General features: G+C 72.2%; 18 protein-coding genes. 11 read left to right on the top strand and 7 right to left on the bottom strand.

Annotation, left to right across the window (positions count from 1 at the left end; all coding sequences use genetic code 11):
• Positions 1-269 precede the first annotated feature (269 nt).
• Both ACWEK3_RS28025 and ACWEK3_RS28020 read right to left on the bottom strand, forming a co-directional pair.
• The gene (locus ACWEK3_RS28025) at positions 270-932 is read right to left on the bottom strand and encodes a response regulator transcription factor (protein WP_100572546.1); all 663 of its coding nucleotides are present in this window, start codon (positions 930-932) and stop codon (positions 270-272) included.
• Positions 933-1275: 343 nt separating this feature from the next.
• A complete protein-coding gene (locus ACWEK3_RS28020) occupies positions 1276-1959 on the bottom strand; it encodes a DUF3000 domain-containing protein (RefSeq protein WP_450545798.1) in 684 nt (227 codons plus the stop codon).
• A gap of 125 nt (positions 1960-2084) precedes the next feature.
• On the opposite strand from ACWEK3_RS28020, the gene hemE reads away from it, so the two are divergent.
• Complete coding sequence (gene hemE / locus ACWEK3_RS28015) at positions 2085-3155, top strand: uroporphyrinogen decarboxylase (protein WP_450545800.1); 1071 nt, start codon at positions 2085-2087, stop codon at positions 3153-3155.
• Positions 3156-3231: 76 nt separating this feature from the next.
• Here hemE and ACWEK3_RS28010 read toward each other — a convergent pair whose 3' ends face one another.
• The gene (locus tag ACWEK3_RS28010) at positions 3232-4584 is read right to left on the bottom strand and encodes a glutamine synthetase family protein (RefSeq protein WP_450545802.1); all 1353 of its coding nucleotides are present in this window, start codon (positions 4582-4584) and stop codon (positions 3232-3234) included.
• Positions 4585-4807: 223 nt separating this feature from the next.
• A complete protein-coding gene (locus ACWEK3_RS28005; protein ID WP_453250883.1) occupies positions 4808-5602 on the bottom strand; it encodes a FadR/GntR family transcriptional regulator in 795 nt (264 codons plus the stop codon).
• Positions 5603-5685: 83 nt separating this feature from the next.
• Between ACWEK3_RS28005 and ACWEK3_RS28000 the strand changes: the two genes are divergently transcribed.
• Together ACWEK3_RS28000 and ACWEK3_RS27995 are read left to right on the top strand one after the other, a co-directional pair.
• Positions 5686-6567 carry a carbon-nitrogen hydrolase family protein gene (locus ACWEK3_RS28000; protein ID WP_450545806.1) on the top strand — a complete coding sequence of 294 codons (882 nt, stop codon included), beginning with the start codon at positions 5686-5688 and terminating at the stop codon, positions 6565-6567.
• A 95-nt stretch (positions 6568-6662) separates the two neighbouring features.
• A complete protein-coding gene (locus tag ACWEK3_RS27995) occupies positions 6663-8021 on the top strand; it encodes an APC family permease (RefSeq protein WP_450545808.1) in 1359 nt (452 codons plus the stop codon).
• Between the two features lie 60 nt (positions 8022-8081).
• Here ACWEK3_RS27995 and ACWEK3_RS27990 read toward each other — a convergent pair whose 3' ends face one another.
• The gene (locus tag ACWEK3_RS27990; RefSeq protein ID WP_453250882.1) at positions 8082-8732 is read right to left on the bottom strand and encodes a GntR family transcriptional regulator; all 651 of its coding nucleotides are present in this window, start codon (positions 8730-8732) and stop codon (positions 8082-8084) included.
• A 187-nt stretch (positions 8733-8919) separates the two neighbouring features.
• On the opposite strand from ACWEK3_RS27990, the gene ACWEK3_RS27985 reads away from it, so the two are divergent.
• The 7 genes from ACWEK3_RS27985 (at position 8920) to ACWEK3_RS27955 (ending at position 15953) form a co-directional block, all read left to right on the top strand.
• Entirely contained in the window at positions 8920-9957 is a 1038-nt protein-coding gene (locus ACWEK3_RS27985; RefSeq protein ID WP_450545812.1) for an aromatic ring-hydroxylating dioxygenase subunit alpha, read from the top strand.
• 5 nt (positions 9958-9962) lie between these two features.
• A complete protein-coding gene (locus tag ACWEK3_RS27980; protein WP_453250881.1) occupies positions 9963-10976 on the top strand; it encodes a succinylglutamate desuccinylase/aspartoacylase family protein in 1014 nt (337 codons plus the stop codon).
• Positions 10977-11749: 773 nt separating this feature from the next.
• Positions 11750-12667, top strand: a complete 918-nt coding sequence (locus tag ACWEK3_RS27975; RefSeq protein ID WP_453250880.1) for an ABC transporter substrate-binding protein — start codon at positions 11750-11752, stop codon at positions 12665-12667.
• Between the two features lies 1 nt (position 12668).
• Positions 12669-13610, top strand: coding sequence for an amino acid ABC transporter permease (locus ACWEK3_RS27970; RefSeq protein ID WP_365424546.1), 942 nt, complete (start codon positions 12669-12671; stop codon positions 13608-13610).
• Positions 13607-14395, top strand: a complete 789-nt coding sequence (locus ACWEK3_RS27965) for an amino acid ABC transporter ATP-binding protein (RefSeq protein ID WP_376543278.1) — start codon at positions 13607-13609, stop codon at positions 14393-14395. The genes ACWEK3_RS27970 and ACWEK3_RS27965 overlap by 4 nt, the downstream gene beginning before the upstream one ends.
• Before the next feature lie 83 nt (positions 14396-14478).
• Complete coding sequence (locus ACWEK3_RS27960; protein ID WP_453250879.1) at positions 14479-14979, top strand: hypothetical protein; 501 nt, start codon at positions 14479-14481, stop codon at positions 14977-14979.
• A complete protein-coding gene (locus tag ACWEK3_RS27955) occupies positions 14979-15953 on the top strand; it encodes a PDR/VanB family oxidoreductase (RefSeq protein ID WP_450545821.1) in 975 nt (324 codons plus the stop codon). The genes ACWEK3_RS27960 and ACWEK3_RS27955 overlap by 1 nt, the downstream gene beginning before the upstream one ends.
• A gap of 157 nt (positions 15954-16110) precedes the next feature.
• On the opposite strand, the gene ACWEK3_RS27950 is transcribed toward ACWEK3_RS27955, so the two are convergent.
• A complete protein-coding gene (locus ACWEK3_RS27950) occupies positions 16111-16761 on the bottom strand; it encodes a CatB-related O-acetyltransferase (protein WP_453250878.1) in 651 nt (216 codons plus the stop codon).
• A 41-nt stretch (positions 16762-16802) separates the two neighbouring features.
• Between ACWEK3_RS27950 and ACWEK3_RS27945 the strand changes: the two genes are divergently transcribed.
• Positions 16803-17903 (top strand): HAMP domain-containing sensor histidine kinase, encoded by a 1101-nt coding sequence (locus tag ACWEK3_RS27945; protein WP_453250877.1) that lies wholly within the window; start codon positions 16803-16805, stop codon positions 17901-17903.
• Here ACWEK3_RS27945 and ACWEK3_RS27940 read toward each other — a convergent pair.
• Positions 17830-18648: a rhomboid family intramembrane serine protease gene (locus ACWEK3_RS27940; protein ID WP_361426362.1), complete on the bottom strand. Its 819-nt coding sequence runs from the start codon at positions 18646-18648 to the stop codon at positions 17830-17832. The genes ACWEK3_RS27945 and ACWEK3_RS27940 overlap by 74 nt on opposite strands.
• Positions 18649-18656 lie beyond the last annotated feature (8 nt).

Raw genomic sequence — 18656 nt, 5'->3', positions numbered from 1 at the left:
GCCGACGGAACGTTCCGTCGGCGGGCGCCGGGGGGTCGTAAACCGGTCAGGCAGGTGATACGTCCGGTGCACGACCGGCAGGGGGCACGCGCGGAGCGCGACCGGGGGGACGACCGGGGAAGGGGACGGTTTCTCGGGCGGACGGGTCGGGTGCTGCACGTGCTGGTGGGGGGACGGGGGAGAGGCGTGCGGGGGATCGGGGATGGAGACGGACAAATCGAGAAAGGGGCTGGTCGGGGCAGTCGGGGCAGTCGGGGCAGTCGGGGTGGTCAGTGGATGATGCCGGTCCGCAGGGCTACGGCGACCATGCCGGCCCGGTCGCCGGTGCCGAGCTTGCGGGCGATGCGGGCGAGGTGGCTCTTGACGGTCAGCGCGGACAGGCCCATCGAGACGCCGATGGCCTTGTTCGACTGGCCCTCCGCGACCAACCGCAGCACCTCGACCTCGCGGCCGGAGAGCTCGCGGAAACCACCCGGGTGGCTCGGGGCGCCCGGGGGGCGGCGGTGCAGTCGGGCGGCCGCGGCGCCGATGGGGGCGGCGCCGGGCCGGGTGGGTAGCCCGACGTTGGTGCGGGTGCCGGTGACGACGTAGCCCTTGACACCGCCGGCCAGGGCGTTGCGAACGGCGCCGATGTCGTCGGCGGCGGACAGGGCCAGGCCGTTGGGCCATCCGGCGGCACGGGTCTCGGACAGCAGTGTGAGCCCGGAGCCGTCGGGCAGGTGGACGTCGGCTACGCAGATGTCACGCGGATTGCCGATACGGGGACGGGCCTCCGCGACGGACGACGCCTCGATGACGTCACGGACTCCAAGCGCCCACAGATGACGGGTGACGGTGGAACGGACGCGCGGGTCCGCCACGACGACCATGGCGGTCGGCTTGTTCGGGCGGTAGGCGACCAGGCTTGCGGGCTGCTCGAGGAGAACGGACACCAGGCCTCCTGGGGGGTGGGGGGACGGGGCCGGCTTGTGGGGATGAAGCCGGGAAGAACCGTGTTTGCAAGGTCACAGTGGTCTTCGGCACCAAACCCGGTGTCCTTTAGAGAATGATCACGATCTGGTGAGTGACCGAGCGTTTAATTCGAACGTATTGTCGATAATCCGAAGGTCGAATCGGTTCACTTGAGTGTCATTAGGGAGCGATACCTGCCTGAAAGTGGCCGTATCGACAAAGAAACGGCAAGAAGCCGGTAAGGCACCCGGACAGGTGTACGCGCACGGGTGCGGGACCTCGTCAGCGTGGGTGCCAGTCCCTCGTCAGTGCGGGGGTCCGGCGTCAACGCGACTGCGGGCCGCGCCGCTGCGGCAGCGTCACCACCGACGCGTCCCCAGGACCGGCCGGCGGCAGCCCGGCGACCTGGGCGAGCAGATCGCACCAGGACGCCAGGTGCGCCGCGGTGTCCGGCACCTCGCCCAGCCCCTCCCGGGGCGTCCAGGAGGCGCGGATCTCGATCTGCGAGGCCGCCGGGCGCGACGACAGCCCGCCGAAGTAGTGCGAACTCGCGCGCGTGACGGTCCCACTCGGCTCGCCGTACATCAGCCCGCGCGCCTGGAGCGCCCCGGTCAGCCACGACCAGCACACGTCCGGCAGCAGCGGGTCGGCGGCCATCTCCGGCTCCAGCTCCGCGCGCACCAGCGTCACCAGCCGGAACGTGCCCTGCCAGGCGTCGTGCCCGGCCGGATCGTGCAGCAGCACCAGCCGGCCGTCGGCCAGGTCCTGCTCCCCGTCGACGACCGTGGCCTCCAGCGCGTACGTGAACGGGGCGAGCCGCTGCGGCGGCGGGACCTGCTCGATCTCCAGCTGCGGCCGCAGCCGCGCGGTCCTCAGCGCCTCGACCGCCGCCCGGAAGGGCAAGGGAGCCTGAGCCGCCCTGCTCGCATCGCCGTCCCCCTTTCCCGGATCCTTCGGATCGTCCATTCCGCCAGTGCCGTCCGACAGTCGTCCCTGAGCCGCAGCCATGCCGGGAAGATTAAGGGGAACCGGGCCTTTGTGCAGGGCAAGACACCCCGCCGCCGTCGGCGCCGCCGTCCGGGGGCCGCACACCGGGGCCTTCGCGTCATCGGGGGCATGCGAGACTTGCGGGCGTGAGTGCCAACCAGACGCCCGCAAGCCGGCAGCCGCAGACAGCCACCTACGACTCCGCCTTCCTGAAGGCGTGCAGGCGTGAACCCGTGCCGCACACCCCCGTGTGGTTCATGCGGCAGGCCGGGCGCTCCTTGCCGGAGTACCGCAAGGTGCGCGAGGGCATCCCGATGCTCGAGTCCTGCATGCGCCCGGAGCTGGTCGCCGAGATCACCCTGCAGCCGGTCCGCCGGCACAACGTGGACGCGGCGATCTACTTCAGCGACATCGTCGTGCCCCTCAAGGCCATCGGCATCGACCTGGACATCAAGCCCGGCATCGGCCCGGTCGTCGAGCGCCCGGTGCGCACCCGCGAGGACCTCGCGCGGCTGCGTGACCTGACCCCCGAGGACGTCTCCTACGTCACCGAGGCGATCGGCCTGCTCACCCGCGAGCTCGGGTCCACCCCGCTCATCGGCTTCGCCGGCGCCCCCTTCACCCTCGCGAGTTACCTCGTGGAGGGCGGCCCCTCCCGGACGTACGAGAACGCCAAGGCGATGATGTACGGCGACCCCGAGCTGTGGGCCGACCTGCTCGACCGCCTCGCCGCCATCACGACCGCCTTCCTGAAGGTGCAGATCGAGGCGGGCGCGAGCGCCGTGCAGCTCTTCGACTCCTGGGCCGGCGCCCTCTCGCCCGTCGACTACCGCCGCTCGGTGCTGCCCGCCTCCGCCAAGGTCTTCGAGGCCGTTGCCGGGTACGGCGTCCCGCGCATCCACTTCGGCGTCGGCACCGGTGAGCTGCTCGGCCTGATGGGCGAGGCGGGCGCGGACGTCGTCGGCGTCGACTGGCGAGTCCCGCTCGACGAGGCCGCGCGCCGTGTCGGCCCCGGCAAGGCGCTCCAGGGCAACCTCGACCCGACCGTGGTGTTCGCGCCCCGGAAGGCCATGGAGACCAAGGCCCGGGAGGTGCTGGACGCGGCCGCGGGACTGGAGGGCCACATCTTCAACCTCGGCCACGGCGTCATGCCCTCGACCGACCCCGACGCGCTCACCCACCTCGTCGAGTACGTCCACACGCAGACCGCGCGCTGACCCGCCGCCCTTCCCCCGCTGCCAGGCGCACCGGGGGAAGGGCGGGGCGGGCCCTTCGGCGGCCGGTCGCCGGCCGTCAGTACCGCAGGCGGGTGGCCGCCACGATGCTCTGCGGGGTCGCCCCCTCGAACCGCGCGGCCTCCGCACGCCGTACCGCGACGACCGCGCCGAACAGCGACTCCCCGAGCGCCTCGCGCAGCACCGCCGACCGCTCGAAGTGCGCCAGCGCCTCGGTGAGCGAGGTGGGCAGCCGCTTGTGCCCTCCCACCTCGGCGGGGTCACCCACCTCGGGTGGCGGCAGGGTCGCGGCGGCGTCGATCCCGGCGAGGCCGGCGGCGATGACCGTGCCCACCGCCAGGTACGGGTTGGCCGCCGCGTCGAAACTCTTGATCTCGGCGTTCGCCGCCCAGCCGGCGTCCGGTGCCCCGGCGACGAAGCGGATCGCGGCCTCCCGGTTCTCCGGGCCCCAGCACTGGAACGCGCCGGCCCAGCGGGAGGGTTCGAGCCGCAGATAGCTGGCGGCCGAGGGCGCGCCGAGGGCGAGCAGCGCGGGCAGCTCCCGCAGGACGCCCGCGAGGAACGCCTCGCAGACCGCCGTCATGCCGTGCGGGCCGTCCCCGTCCCGGCACAGGTTCCGGCCGTCCTGCCAGAGACTGAGGTGCAGGTGGCGTCCGTTGCCGACCGCTCCTGCCTCGACGACCGGGGCGAACGACGCCGTCAGCCCGTGCCGCGCGGAGACCGCCCTGACCGTCTCCCGCACGAGCACCGCCAGATCGGCCGCTCCCACCGGGTCCGCGGGTGCCACGGACACCTCGAACTGGCCGGGCGCGTACTCCGGGTGCAACTGCTGCACGGCGACTCCCTGCGCGACCAGGGCGTCCAGCACGTCGCGCAGGTAGTCGGACAGCTCGACGAAGCGTGCCATGCCGTACGCGGGGCCCGCGGCCGGGCGGGACGGGGACGGGGACGGATCCGTGTCTCGGCCGACCACCCACTCGGTCTCGAAGCCCATCCGCAGGGCGAGGCCGCGTTCGGCGGCCCGCTCGGTCATCCGCCGGGCGAACAGCCGTTGACAGCCGGGGTACGGAGTGCCCCGCTGGTCGTGGCGGTCGGCCGGCGCCCAGGCCCAGCCGGGCTGCGCGGCCAGCGGGGTCAGCCGGTCGAGGTCGGGCAGGAGCCGCAGGTCGCCCTCGGGGGCGCCGGTGTGCCCGCCGGTGGTGACGGAGTCGTCGGCCAGGAACAGGTCGAAGACCGGCGGCATGGCGACACCCCACCGCACGGCGTCGGGCAGCGCCGAGACCGGCACGGTCTTGACACGGGTGATGCCCGCGGTGTCCACCATGGTGAGGACGACCCCGCTCACTCCCTGCGCCGTCAGCCGGTCGGCCTCCCCGGCCGCCCGGGCCCGCTCCTCGCGCGCGGTGGACATGACATCCTCCTTCACCGCGTGCGGCCGTGATCGGCTCCGCGGTCGTGCTCTTGAGTGTGATCGCCGCCGGGACGCGGCGGCCGGAGCCCCGCCCCGGATCACTTCGGTGACGTGGGCGAACGCCGCGACGGCCGGGTGCGGGTGCCGGGACCGGCCGCGGGTGCGCCGGACCGGCTGCGGCAGGGGGTGTGCGCCCGGCGCGGCAGTGGACCGCCGGTGCCCGTCAGCGTCGGTCGAGGAGGTCCATGAACATGCTCTTGTGGAGTTCCTCGACGTGCCGGCGCGCCACCTCGGCCGCCTCCGCCGCGTCCCCGCGCAGTATCGCCTTCACCAGGGCGCGGTGCTCGTCGTTGGAGTGGCGCAGGAAGTCCAGCGGGTAGGGCAGGTAGTAGCGGTACAGCTCCCGTAGCACGGCGCCGTAGGGGTCGGCGACGGAGTCGAGTCCGGTCGCGGCGGCCACCGCCATGTGGAACCGCTCGTCGCAGCCGTGGAACTCCGCCCAGCTCGGGGCCCGGTCCATCTCCTCGAGCAGCCGGTCCAGTTCCCGCGCGGACTCCGGGTCGAGGCCGCGGACCGCGGCCAGATGCGCGACCCCGCACTCCAGGACGAGCCGGTGGTCGATCAGCTGGTGCACGTCGGCCGACGCCGCCCGGTACGTCTCGATGGCCCCGACCGTCGAGTGCGCGGGCCGCTCGGCCACCAGCGTCCCGCCGGTGCGGCCGCGTCTGCGCTCCAGCACGCCCTCCTTGCACAGGGCCACCAGGGCCCGGCGGACCGTGATCTCGGAAACGCCCAGGGCCTCGGCGATCCGGTCGCTGCCCGGCAGCCGCTCACCGGGCGCCAGCAGGCCGAGATCCACGGCGAGCCCGATACGGGCCCGTACGGCGTCCAGTGCGGACAGCCGCCGGATGGCGGTGAGCGGCGGCGCGTTCAGGCCGTGCGTGGCCTGCTCCGCGCGCGCCGGGCGGGAGTTCACGGGGGAGCCGGGCATGGCGACACCGTACTCAAAAGTGCTCATCTTGAACACTCTTGTTTAAGTGCTCATCGTGCTCTATTTTTTTTCGCCATCAGGCCACCTGCTGTCCGAAAGTGGTGACTCCCGTGTCCCGGCCCCTGCCCATCGCCCTCGCGCAGGCCCCTCCGCGCTCCTCCCGCTCGCCGCTGGCCGGCTTCGCCGACGAGGTCCAGGACCTCCTCGCGAGGTTCCCCGGGACCCGTCTGGCGGTCTATCCCGAGCTGCACCTGTGCGGGGTGGAGGGTGCCCGGGAGGAGCGGGAGGCCCGGCTGCGGGAGTCCGCGGAGCCGTTGGGCGGCCCCCGGACCAAGATGCTCGCCGAGCTGGCGGGTGACCTGGGGATCTGGCTGCTGCCCGGCAGCGTGTGCGAGCGTGGTCCGCAGGGCGAGCTGTTCAACACCGCTCTGGCCTTCTCGCCCGAGGGCCGGCTCGCGGCCTCGTACCGCAAGGTCTTCCCGTGGCGCCCCTACGAGCCGTACGACCCCGGCGACCGCTTCGTCGTGGCCGACCTGGCCGAGGCGGGCCGGATCGGCTTCGCGATCTGCTACGACGCGTGGTTCCCCGAGGTCTCCCGGCATCTGGCCTGGATGGGCGCGGAAGTGATCGTCAATCCGGTCATGACGACGACCGCCGACCGTGCCCAGGAACTGGTCCTGGCCCGGGCCAACGCCATGGTGAACCAGGTCTATGTGATCAGCGTCAACACCGCGGGCCCGGTCGGCACCGGCCGCAGTCTCGTGGTGGACCCGGAGGGCCGGGTACGGGTCGAGGCCCCCGACGCCCTGCCCACCGTCCTCACCGACGTGCTCGACCTCGACGACGTCACCCGGGTCCGGACCCACGGCACGGCGGGCCTCAACCGCGTGTGGGACCAGTTCCAGGACGGTGACGCCCCGATCGAACTGCCGCTGTACCAGGGGCGGATCGACCCCCGCCGCTGGAATCCGGACCGCCGCGCCGGCGGCTGACCGCCCGGCACGTCCGCCTCCGCCCCGTCCCCCGCGCCCGCCGACACACCCCCGGAAGCCCGCCCGGCCCCTACGCGCCCCCCTGGAGCCCCGCCATGGAACAGCCCACCCCGACGCTGAACCGGACCCTGACCCTCAGATCAGTCGTCGCCTTCGGCCTCGCCTACATGACCCCCCTGATCGTGCTCGGCACGTACGGGGTCATCGCGCAGACGACCAACGGCACCGTGCCGACCGCCTACCTGCTGGCCATGGTCGCGATGATCTTCACCGCGCACAGCTACGGCAAGATGGCCGCGGCCCATCCGGTGGCGGGGTCGGCCTACACCTACGTGCGGCGGGCCATCGACTCCAGGGCGGGCTTCCTCGTCGGGTGGGCGACGCTCCTCGACTACTTCTTCCTGCCCATGGTCATCTGGCTGATCGGCGGCGCCTACCTGCACGCCCAGTTCCCCGGCGTGCCCTTCTGGGTCTGGATCGTCGGCTTCATCGCGATCACCACCGCCTTGAACGTGCGCGGCATCCGCACCGCGGAGAAGACCAACGACCTGCTCATGATCTTCCAGGTCCTCGTCATCGGCTTCTTCGCGCTCTTCTCGCTGCTCCACGTCTTCCGCCACTCGGGCGCCGGAGGGCTGTTCAGCGCCACGCCGTTCCTCAACGACAACAGCACCCTGGTCGGCGTCTCGGCCGGAGCGGCCATCGCCGCGTACTCCTTCCTCGGCTTCGACGCCGTCACCACCCTCACCGAGGAGACCGTCGAGCCGCGGCGCACCATCCCCCGCGCGATCATGCTCATCGCCCTGATCGGCGGCGGTATCTTCGTCCTGCTCGCGTACACGACCCAGCTCGTGCACCCGGGGAGCACCTTCACCGACCCGGACTCGGCCGCCTTCGAGATCGCCAAGACGATCGCCGGGAGCCTGTTCTCCTCGATCTTCCTGGCCGGTCTGGTGGTCGCTCAGTTCGCCTCGGGCATCGCCGCCCAGGCCAGCGCCTCCCGCCTGCTGTTCGCGATGGGCCGGGACGGTGTGCTGCCCCGCCGCTTCTTCGGGTTCGTCCACCCCCGGTTCCGCACCCCCGCCGTCAACATCGTGCTGACGGGGGCGATCGGACTCATCGCGCTGCGACTCAACGTGGCGACCTCCACGTCCTTCATCAACTTCGGCGCGTTCACCGCCTTCACCTCGGTGAACCTCAGCGTGATCGCCACCTTCCTGCGCGAGCGCCGCGCGGGCCGCAGACTGAACCCGCTCACCTACGTCGCCTTCCCGGTGATCGGCGCGGCGGTCGACATCTGGCTGCTGACCCGCCTCGACGGCAAGGCCATCACCCTGGGCCTGATCTGGCTCGCCGTGGGCGTGCTCTACCTCGCCCATCTCACCCGGCTGTTCCGGACCCCGCCGCCGGAGATCGACTTCACGGAGGAGACCAGGACCCCCGAAACGGTCTGACCGGGACCCGGGTTCTCCGGCCGAGGGGCCGCCGCACCGCCGGCGGCCCCGTTCGGCTTCTCAGCGCGACTGCTCCGGCCCCGGTACCAGCTCCAGGCCGCTGTCCGCGGGCAGGGTCTGCCGGTAGCCGGTGTACATGTGCTCGGTCGCCAGGCGGACCAGGCGGTCCTCGTCCGCCGCGCCCGCGGCCTCCAGGATGGCGCGGTGCTCGCTCACCATGACCGGGACGCTGCCCGGCTCGTGGACGTAGGAGCGGGTGATGCGGCGGTTGACCGGGTGGTCCCAGAGGGTGTCGATCATGCGCAGGAGCAGCGCGTTGTCGCAGGGCTCGATCAGCAGCCGGTGGAAGGTCCGGTTGAGTTCGAACTGCGCCGCCGCGTCGGCCGGTTCCGTGGCCGCCATCTCCTCGATCACCGCCTCGAGCCGGGCCAGCCGGGCCCGGTCGTGCCGGCCGCAGGCCAGGCGCAGGGCCAGCGTCTCCATCGACTGGCGCACCTGGTAGACCTCGGCGATGTCCTTGGGCTGGAGGGCGTTGACGATGTATCCGCTGCCCGGCAGCCAGGTGACCAGTCCCTCGTGGGCGAGGCGGTTCAGCGCGTCCCGTACCGGGGTGCGGGACACGCCAAGGCGCTCCGCGACCTGCTCCTGCACCAGGGTGGCGTCGGCCTCCAGACCGCCCGAGACGATCTCGTCGCGGAGTCGCTCGTACACGCGGACGCCCAACGGCCTGGTGTCCCTGGGATCGCTGCGCAAAGGCTCCACGTCTGCTCTCCGTCCCTGAGGGCCGTACCCCCAACCGGATACCGCTTCCGCCGAAGAATTCCACCTCGCGCGGACCGTTGTCTTCTCTGAACCCACTGTATACGGTGTGCGCACTGCATCCAGAGGAGGTCTGGCCGTGTTCGTTCTGAACACCTGGTATGTCGCTGCCTGGTCCACGGAAGTCACCCGCGATCCCGTGCGCAGGGTCGTCTGCAAGCAACCGCTCGTGCTCTACCGCACCCAGGACGGCGCGGCGGTGGCCCTCGCCGACCGCTGTGCCCACCGCGCCTACCCGCTGTCCGCCGGCCGCACCGTGGGGGACTCCGTCGAGTGCGGGTACCACGGCTTCGCCTACGGACCCGACGGAGTGTGCACCCGCGTCCCCGCGCAGGCCGCCATCCCCGCCCGGGCCCGCGTACGCCGCTACCCCGTCGTGGAGAAGGACGGCTGGATCTGGGTGTGGACCGGCGACGCGGACCTCGCCGACGAGAGCCTGGTCCCCGACACGCACTGGATGAACGACCCCGCGTGGGCCACGGTCACCCACACGATGCTCTTCGAGTGCCGTCACGACCTCATCCACGACAACCTGCTGGACCTCACCCACGAGACGTTCCTGCACAAGACGACCGTCGGCGACGACTACATCCCCGAGTACGGCATCACGGTCGAGGTGGACGGCGACGTCGTGACCGTGGACCGGTTCATGCCCGGCGTCGAGGCGCCGCCGCTGTACGCGCGGACCATGGGCACCGAGGGACTCTACGACCGGTTCCACGCCACCGAGTTCCACATCCCGGGCTACCACGTGCTGCACTCCGGCATCACCGCCCAGGGGCGTCCGCGCGAGGAGGGCCACCTCATCAAGGTGCTCAACGGGATCACTCCGGTCGACGAGCGGACCACCTGGTACTACTACGCGTTCAGCCGCAACTTCGCGGTCGACGCCGAGTGGGCCACCAAGGAACTCGAGGTCGGCCTGGAGACCGTGCTGCGCGAGGACGCCGACGCGCTGCGGGAGCAGGAGACCGGGATGCGGGAGCGGCCCGACGGCGAGCACGACGTGCTCATCGGGCAGGACGCCGGTGTCGCCAAGGCCCGCCGGATCCTCAACCGTCTGCTCGCCGCGGAGCAGTCCGCCGAGCAGTCCGCCGGCCGGACCGTGAAGGGCTGAGGGCCGTGACGCGGCTGCACGGCATCGACCTGGACGCGCCGGGGCGCCAGGTCGGCGCCCTCCACCTGACCCACTCGGACAACCGGCACGACAACGGGGTCGTCCCCGTCCCGGTCGCGGTGCTCTCCGGCGCCCCCGGCCCGACGGCCCTGCTCGTGGCCGGCACCCACGGCGACGAGTACGAGGGGCAGGTGGTCCTGCACCGCCTGCTGCGCGAGACCGATCCCGGGCAGTTGACCGGCCGGCTCATCGTCCTGCCGGCGCTGAACCTGCCCGCGGTCCGCGCCGCGGCCCGGGTCTCCCCGCTCGACGGCGGCAACCTCAACCGCAGTTATCCCGGGAACGGCACGGGCGGTCCCACGGCCCAACTCGCCGACGCCCTGGTCAGCGAACTGCTGCCGCACGCGGACCTGGCGATGGACCTGCACTCCGGCGGATCGACCGGCCACTACCTCCCGTCGGTCTTCGTCTACGACGGCCCCGGCCCCGAGGCCTGGCAGGCCAAGCGGCGGCTGACGGAGCGGATGGGACTGCCGTGGACGATGGTCGTCCCCGCGCGGTTCGAGCCCGGCTCGTTCTCCACCGCCGCCGATGACGCCGGGGTCGCGATGATCTCCACCGAGCTGGGCGGCGGCGGCGAGGTCAACCCCGCGTTCGTGTCCGACGCGGTCCACGGACTGCGCCGGGTGCTGGCGGGAGCCGGGATCCTCCCGGCGGGGCCGGACACCCCGCCCGCCCCGCCGACCCGCTGGATCGACCTGCTCCCCGACGGGGCCGTGTACACCCCCGCCCGGGGGCTCTTCGAGCCGATCGCCCGCCTCGGCCAGGAGGTCGAGGAGGGAGACCTCATCGCCCGGATCCACCCCGTCGAGGAACTCGCCCGCCCCTCCGTCCCCGTCCTCGCCCACCGCGCCGGCGTCGTCGCAGTCGTCCGCCGCCCACCCCTGGTGGACCTGGGCGACGCCCTCTACCGCCTGGCGGCGCACCGCCCGGAGGCCGACACCCCGTCCACCGGCTGACCGCCGGTACCCCGTCGTCCGGCTGACCGCCGGTACCCCGTCGTCCGGCTGACCGCCGGCACACCCGACTCCGACCACCCGCCGACTGCCACGGTACCGCCGGTCCCGCCACCCGCTGGGCCGCCCGGTGCTCCGCCGGCCCCACCAACCCCCTGCAGCGTCGGTTCGGCCATCAGCCGACCGTCCGGCGTACGGCCGGTCCTGCCACCCGCCGACCCGCCACGGCGCCGCCGGTTCGGTCACCCGCCGACGTCCGGCATACCGCCGCCGTCCCGCCGCCCGTCCGCCGTCCGGTGTTCCGCCGGCCCTGACACCGCCTGTCCGCCATGGTGCCGTTGGTCCTGCCACCTGCTGGGCCGTCAGGGGCACCACCCATCCCGCCCATCCGCCGACCGCCCGGCGCACCGCTGGTCCGGTCACCCGCCGGCCGTCATGGTGCGGGCGGTCGTGCCACCTGCCGACGGCCCGGCGTCCCCGGCCATCCGTCGAAAGCCCGGCCTGCCGCCGGTCCTGTGACCCTCTGTCCGTTGTGGTGCCGCCGGTCCCGGCACCCGCTCGGCCGTCCGGTTCACCGCCAGTCCTGCCACCCGCCGACCGCCCGGCGTACCGCTCGGGCCACCCTCTGCCCGGCGTTCGTCAGTCCCGCCATCCGCCGACCGTCCGGTCGTACCGCCGCTCCGGGCACCGGCTGATCGCCGCCCGGGGGCCGCCCCTCAGCCCTCGTCGACGTACCACCCGCCCCTGTCCTGCCCTCCTTCAAGAAGGACGATCCCGTGCGCCATCCGATACGTCTTCCCCTCCTCGCGGCAGTCGTCGCGCTGGCTCTTGCCGGCTGTACCAACGCATCGGCCGAAGGCGGTTCCGCCGGGCCGGGGCCGTCCGCGGCGGCGTCCGGCGGTGGTGCCGGCACGGCGGCGGTGGACGCCGCGGCCGCGGCGCTGCTCCCCGCCGACGTCAAGTCCAAGGGCGTGCTCGCGGTGGCGAGCGACGCGTCCTACCGGCCGTTCGAGTACTTCGACACCGACAACAAGACGATGATCGGCTTCGACGTCGACATGACCGACGCCCTCGGCGCCAGGCTGGGCCTGAAGGTCACCCACGTCAACGCCGGGTTCGACGGCATCCTGCCCGGCCTGGCCGCCCGCAAGTTCGACATGGGTGCCTCCGCGTTCTCCATCACCCCCGAGCGGTCGAAGTCCGTCGACTTCGTGCCGTACCTCAACGGCGGCTCGGGCATCGCGGTCAAGGCGGGCAACCCGCTCGGACTGAAGATGGACCCGATGGCGCTGTGCGGGCACACCGTCTCGGCCCAGAAGGGCAGCCTCCAGGGTCTCGACCAGCTGCCCGCGATCTCCCAGCAGTGCACCGGTGCGGGCAAGGCCCCGGTGAAGGCCGAGCTCTTCCCCTCCCAGGACAGCGCCAACCTCGCGGTCGTCAGCGGCCGGGTCGACGCGGTGATGGCCGACTCGGTCTCCCTCGCGCTCCAGGCCAAGGCGTCCAACGGCAAGTTGGAGCTCGCCCCCGGCACCGACTACGAGCCGTCCCCCGTCGGCATCGCCCTGCCCAAGGGCTCCGCGCTCAAGCCGGCCCTGGACGCGGCCATGAAGGCCCTCCTGTCCGACGGCACCATGGAGTCGCTCATGAAGAAGTGGGACGTCCCCGCCGGCCTGCTCCTGAAGTCCGGGAGCTGACATGGCCGCCCTGCCCACCCCGCTCGCCCGGGAGACCGAGGCGAAGACACCGGACACCGAGCCGACCGTCGTCCCCAAACGGCACCCGGCCCGCTGGCTGACGGCGGCCGCACTGCTGCTGATCGGCGCGGCGACGCTGCGGTCGGTGTTCACCAACCCCCGCTTCGGCTGGGACGTCGTCAACACCTACCTGCGGGACGTGTCCATCGGCCGCGGACTGGCCGTCACCCTGGAACTCACCGCGATCTGCATGGTCCTCGGCGTCGTACTGGGCATCGTCCTCGCGGTGATGCGGCTGTCGGTCAACCCCGTCGTGCGGTCCGCGGCGTTCCTGTACGTCTCGTTCTTCCGCGGTACGCCCGTGCTGGTGCAACTGCTGTTCTGGTACAACCTGGCGGCGCTCTACCCCACGCTGACCTTCGGCATCCCGGGCCTGTCCCTGGACGCCAACCGGCTGATCACCCCGCTGGTCGCGGCCATTCTCGGCCTCGGCCTGAACGAGGCGGCCTACATGTCGGAGATCGTCCGGGCCGGCATCCTGTCCGTCGACCACGGCCAGGCCGAGGCCGCCGGAGCGCTGGGCCTGACCCGGATGCAGACCATGCGCCGGGTGATCCTGCCGCAGGCCATGCGGGTGATCATCCCGCCGACCGGCAACGAGACCATCGGCATGCTCAAGACCACCGCCCTGGTGAGCGTGCTGGCCGTGCCCGACCTGCTCTACTCCGCGCAGATCCTGTACTCGCGCAACTTTCAGACCATCCCGCTGCTCATCGTCGCGAGCATCTGGTACATGGTCGTCACCAGCATCCTCACCATCGGGCAGTTCTACGTCGAGCGCCGGTTCGCGCGCGGCAACCGCACGCTGCCGCCCACCCCGCTCCAGCGGCTGAGGCAGATGCTGAGCACCCACGCGCCGATCGCCACCGGGAGGCAGTCATGACCACCGGCAGTGCCACCGCTGAACCGGTCCCGATGGTCCGGGCCGAGAAGGTCCGCAAACACTTCGGGCGGCTGGAGGTCCTCAAGGGAGTCGACCTGGAGGTCCGGCGGGGCGAGGTGGTCTGCCTCATCGGCCCCTCCGGCTCGGGCAAGAGCACCTTCCTGCGCTGCATCAACCATCTGGAGACCGTCGACGGCGGCCGGATGTGGGTGGACGGCGAGGTGATGGGCTACGAGCAGCGCGGGACCAGGCTGCACGAACTGGGCGACAAGGAGATCTGCCGCCGGCGCACCGGGATCGGCATGGTGTTCCAGCACTTCAACCTCTTCCCCCACATGACCGTGCTGGAGAACCTCGTCGAGGCACCCCGGCGGGCGCTGAAGGAGCCCAAGGCGGTCGTCACCGAGCGGGCGCTGGACCTGCTCGACCAGGTGGGACTCAAGGACAAGGCCCAGGCCTACCCGCGCCACCTGTCCGGTGGACAACAGCAGCGCGTGGCCATCGCCAGGGCGCTGTGCATGCGGCCCAAGCTGATGCTGTTCGACGAGCCGACCTCGGCCCTGGACCCCGAACTCGTCGGCGACGTGCTCCGGGTGATGCGGGACCTGGCCGCGTCCGGCATGACCATGATCGTGGTCACCCACGAGATGAGCTTCGCCCGCGAGGTCGCCGACCGGGTGGTCTTCTTCGACGGCGGCCAGGTCGTCGAGACCGGACCCGCCCGGCAGGTCATTACCGCACCACGGCACGAACGGACCAAGGCCTTCCTGGCCGCCGTGCGGTGAGCGCCCCCGGCGCCCACCCTTGAGGAACCCCCTCGAGTGGGAAACCCCCTCGAGTTCCGAGTGACGACGAAGGAGGACGACCGATGAGGCTCCTGCTCCGCGCCAACGCCCACCGGCAGGTGGACGGCGGCTGCCGGGAGGTCGCGGCCGCACCGGACACGCCCCGCCGTGAGCCCTGGCAGTGGCAGGTGCGGCTGCTCGCCGAAGGACACGGCCCCAGCACCGCCCCGCTGCCCGGGGCGCGGCGGATCACCGAAGCCCTGCCGGACGGGGCGCTGCTGGAGGTCGCCGCCGACCCCGCCGCGGTCCGTGCCCGTGTCGAGGTACTCGACCCCGGCGCCGGGACGACCGTGGACCGCGCCGAGGACGACGTGCTGGTCCTGGTCTCCACCGGGGGACGGCTGCTGGTGGAGGAACGGCACCTGCTGGCCGACGCGGACGCGATGGTGCTGGCGGGAGACGACCCCCTGCACGTGGCCGTCCGGCACCCGGACGGCCCAGGCCCCTCGGACGGTCCGGAAACCCGGGTCGCCGTGGTCCGTCTCGGCTCCGCCCGGGGCCGCACCCTGAGCTGGGTGCCCTGATGGCGGCGGCACCCGTCGCGGACGGGGAGCGGCGGCTTCGGCTGCATGTGTCCGCCCTGGTCCGGGAGGCCGAAGGGGTGGTCTCGGTGCACCTGCGGCGGCCCGACGGCGGCGACCTGCCGGCGTGGGAGCCGGGGGCGCACGTGGACCTGTGCCTGCCCGGCTCCCTCACCCGGCAGTACTCGCTCAACGGGTCGCCCGCGGACCGGTCCGTCTGGCGGGTCTCCGTGCTCAGGGAACCGGCGTCCCGCGGTGGCTCCCGGGCGGTGCACGAGACCCTGCGCCCCGGCCAGGAGGTCGAGGTGACCGGGCCGCGCAACCGGTTCCCGCTGGTCGACGTCCCCGAGTACCTGTTCGTCGCGGGAGGCATCGGGATCACCCCGCTGCTGCCGATGCTGGACCGGGCCGCCGCCGTCGGCGCCCGCTGGACGCTGCTGTACGGCGGGCGGACGCGAGCGAGCATGGCGTTCCTGCCGCGGTTGGCCCGCTACGGCGACCGGGTGCTGGTGCGCCCGCAGGACGAGTACGGCCTGCTCGACCTGGAGCCCTTCCTGGGCGTGCCGAGGGAGGGGACTGCGGTCTACTGCTGCGGCCCCGAGCCGTTGCTCGCCGCCGTCGAGCGGTTCTGCGCCCCGTGGCCTTCCGGTGCCCTGCACACCGAGCGGTTCGCCGCGGCGCCCCGGGAGCCCGGCGCCCCGGACGCCGACGGGGAGTTCGAGGTGGTGCTCCAGCGCACCGGCCGCAGCGTCACCGTGCCCGCCGGCACGACGATCCTCCAGGCGCTGGAGGACCAGGGGATCGACGCCCCGAACTCCTGCCGGGAGGGCATCTGCGGCACCTGCGAGACCAAGGTCGTCGAGGGCGTGCCCGACCACAGGGACAGCCTCCTGTCGCAGGAGGAACGCGCCGCCAACGACACCATGATGATCTGCGTCGGCCGCGCCCGCTGTCCCCGGCTGGTGCTGGACCTCTGACCGCCGGGGCCCGCGCCGGGGCACGGCCCTCGGCGCCAGTGCTGCGACCGGAAAGGTTCACCGGCTCGCGACGCCCGGCACGGCACCTCGCCGCGTTGTCGCATCGCCCGAGTACAGCAAACCTTTCCGGTCACAGCACTAGCCGGCCGTGCGCGCGTCACATGTGCGGGGCGTCCGGGGCGGCGGCTTCGAGATCGGCGATGCTGCCCGACATGATCGTCCGCACATGTTCGGTGATGTGCTCCGCGGGCCAGTCCCACCAGGCCACCGCCAGCAGCCGGGCGATGTCCCGGTCGTCGTAGCGGGTGCGGATGAGGCGTGCCGGGTTGCCCCCGACGATGCCGTAGTCGGGTACGTCGGAGGTGACCACGGCGCCGGTGGCGATGATCGCGCCGTGTCCGATCCGCACACCGGGCATCACCGTCGTGCCATGGCCGAACCAGACGTCGTTGCCGACGACGGTGTCCCCTCGGTTCGGCAGGCCGGTGAGCAGGTCGAAGTGCTCGGACCAGGAGCCTCCCATGGTGGGGAAGGGGAAGGTCGAGGGGCCGTCCATGCGGTGGTTGGCGCCGTTCATGATGAACCGCACTCCCGTGCCCAGCGCGCAGAACTTGCCGATGATCAGCTTCTCGGGCCCGTAGTGGTGGAGCACGTTGCGGGTCTCGAACGCGGTCGGGTCGTCCGGGTCGTCATAGTAGGAGTACGCCCCGACCTCGATCAGCGGGGACTTCACCAGCGGCCGGAGCAGCACCACCCGCGGTTGCCCGGGCATCGGGTGAAGGACCGTCGGGTCGGCAGGGACAGGCATGGCGGGCGGTTCCTCATCGGTTGCGTGCCGGTGTCCGGTCCATGATCTGGTTCAGCGTCGTTCTCGGCTTCGGCGTCGCCGGCGGCGTCGTCGTCTTGGGCAACGTCGCCGTCCGCCTCGGCCTGCGTCCCCTCACCCGCGTCGAGCGGACCGCCCAGCGCATCACCGAAGGCGCCCTGGAACTCAGCGTTCCCATCACCGACCCGGACACCGAGGTCGGCCGGCTCAGCCTGGCACTGAACACGATGCTCGACTGCCTGCGCACCGCGCTGCACCGCACGGAGACCTCCGAACAGCAGCTGCGCCGCTTCATGGCGGACGCCGGTCACGAACTGCGCACGCCCCTCACCGCGATCCAGGGCTTCGCCGAACTCCTCCTCGACGAACCCCGCATGAGCGACCTGCGACGACATGAAGCCCACACCCTGATCAACCACAACGCGGAGCGCATGAGCCGTCTGGTCGACGACCTCTTCCTCCTCGCCACACTCGGCGACGCCCCCCTACCGCACCGCGAGCCCGTCGACCTGCTCTCCCTGGCCGCGGACGCCATCGCCACCACCGCCGTCCGCCATCCGCGGCGCACCATCACCCTCGAACCGCTCCTCACCCACCCCGGCGGCCACGAACGCGCTCTCGACATCGTCGAGACGTCCGGAGATCCTCACCAACTCGCCCAGGTACTCGGCAACCTCCTCTCCAACGCCTGCACCCACACCCCCGACGACACCGGCGTCCGCGTCAGAGTCGGCGCCGTTCACGCCGGCGAACACGGCTACGGCACAGACCGCCCCGAGCGCACCGGCACCGGCCCGCCGCCCGTGCCCGGCACACCCGTCTGCGTCATCGAGGTCGCCGACGGCGGCCCCGGCCTCGACCCGGACGAGGCGGCCCGTGTCTTCGACCGCTTCTACCGGGCCGAACCGCCGGGGTCGCGGCCGGGGCCGGGGTCCGGCCTCGGCCTCGCCATCGCCTTGGCCATCGCCGAGGCACACGGCGGACGCCTGGAACTGGACACCCGCCCAGGCGAAGGCTGCACATTCCGCCTGCTGCTCCCCGACTCGCCCCCTACCAGGCGCGTCGCGTCTGCCGTCCGAAGAGGATGCTGCGCGGTTCGGGGGGTGGGGGAGTGCCAGGCTTGAGGGGCCAGGCGAGCACCATGCCCGCGATGAAGCCGACCACGTGGGCCGCGTAGGCCACGGTGCCCGCCTCGGCGACGGCCTGGCCGGAGGAGTAGAACGCCTGGAGCACGAACCAGAAGCCCAGTACCACCCAGGCCGGCAGCCGCAGCGGCAGGAAGATCAGGAAGGGCACGAGCACCCACACGCGCGCCCTGGGATAGAGCACCAGGTAGGCGCCCAGGACGCCCGCGATCGCCCCCGACGCGCCGATCAGGGGCTCACTGGAGGCCGCGTTGAGCAGCGCGAAGCCGTACCCGGCCGCGTAGCCGCAGACGACGTAGAACAGCAGGTACCGCAGGTGGCCCATGCGGTCCTCGATGTTGTTGCCGAAGATGAGGAGGAACAGCATGTTGCCCAGCAGGTGCAGCCAGCTGCCGTGCAGGAACATCGCCGTGAGGACCGACAGCACGGGCGACTTGTCGTAGGCGGGCGGTCCCACCACGCAGCCCGGGCCGTGCGGGCCCACCCCGACGGCGCCCGTCGGGACCAGCGACGGCAACTGATGGTGGATCAACTCTCTGGGCACCAGCGCGTACTGCTCCGTGAAGGCCTGGAGATGGCACAGCTGCGCCAGCGTGCTGCTGCCCGTGAACGACCCGGAGATGCCGGGGGTGCGCAGGAACACGACGAAGTTCGCGGCGATCAGGGCGTACGTCACCCACGGGGTGCGTCGCGCCGGGTTCACATCATGGACGGGAATGACCACAGAAAAGT

The sequence above is a fragment of the Streptomyces sp. NPDC004721 genome (assembly GCF_053601495.1).
Note: the sequence above shows the minus strand (reverse complement) of the source record. Positions and strands in the feature narration are given on the sequence as shown.

Coding starts and splice junctions, on each gene's coding strand:
- ACWEK3_RS27960 (WP_453250879.1), top strand. CDS start 14,479: ATGAGGCTCCTGCTCCGCGCCAACGCCCACCGGCAGGTGGACGGCGGC.
- ACWEK3_RS28005 (WP_453250883.1), bottom strand. CDS start 5,602: ATGAGCACTTTTGAGTACGGTGTCGCCATGCCCGGCTCCCCCGTGAAC.
- ACWEK3_RS28010 (WP_450545802.1), bottom strand. CDS start 4,584: ATGTCCACCGCGCGCGAGGAGCGGGCCCGGGCGGCCGGGGAGGCCGAC.
- ACWEK3_RS27970 (WP_365424546.1), top strand. CDS start 12,669: ATGGCCGCCCTGCCCACCCCGCTCGCCCGGGAGACCGAGGCGAAGACA.
- ACWEK3_RS27950 (WP_453250878.1), bottom strand. CDS start 16,761: ATGCCTGTCCCTGCCGACCCGACGGTCCTTCACCCGATGCCCGGGCAA.
- ACWEK3_RS27955 (WP_450545821.1), top strand. CDS start 14,979: ATGGCGGCGGCACCCGTCGCGGACGGGGAGCGGCGGCTTCGGCTGCAT.
- ACWEK3_RS27995 (WP_450545808.1), top strand. CDS start 6,663: ATGGAACAGCCCACCCCGACGCTGAACCGGACCCTGACCCTCAGATCA.
- ACWEK3_RS27965 (WP_376543278.1), top strand. CDS start 13,607: ATGACCACCGGCAGTGCCACCGCTGAACCGGTCCCGATGGTCCGGGCC.
- ACWEK3_RS28020 (WP_450545798.1), bottom strand. CDS start 1,959: ATGGCTGCGGCTCAGGGACGACTGTCGGACGGCACTGGCGGAATGGAC.
- ACWEK3_RS27945 (WP_453250877.1), top strand. CDS start 16,803: ATGATCTGGTTCAGCGTCGTTCTCGGCTTCGGCGTCGCCGGCGGCGTC.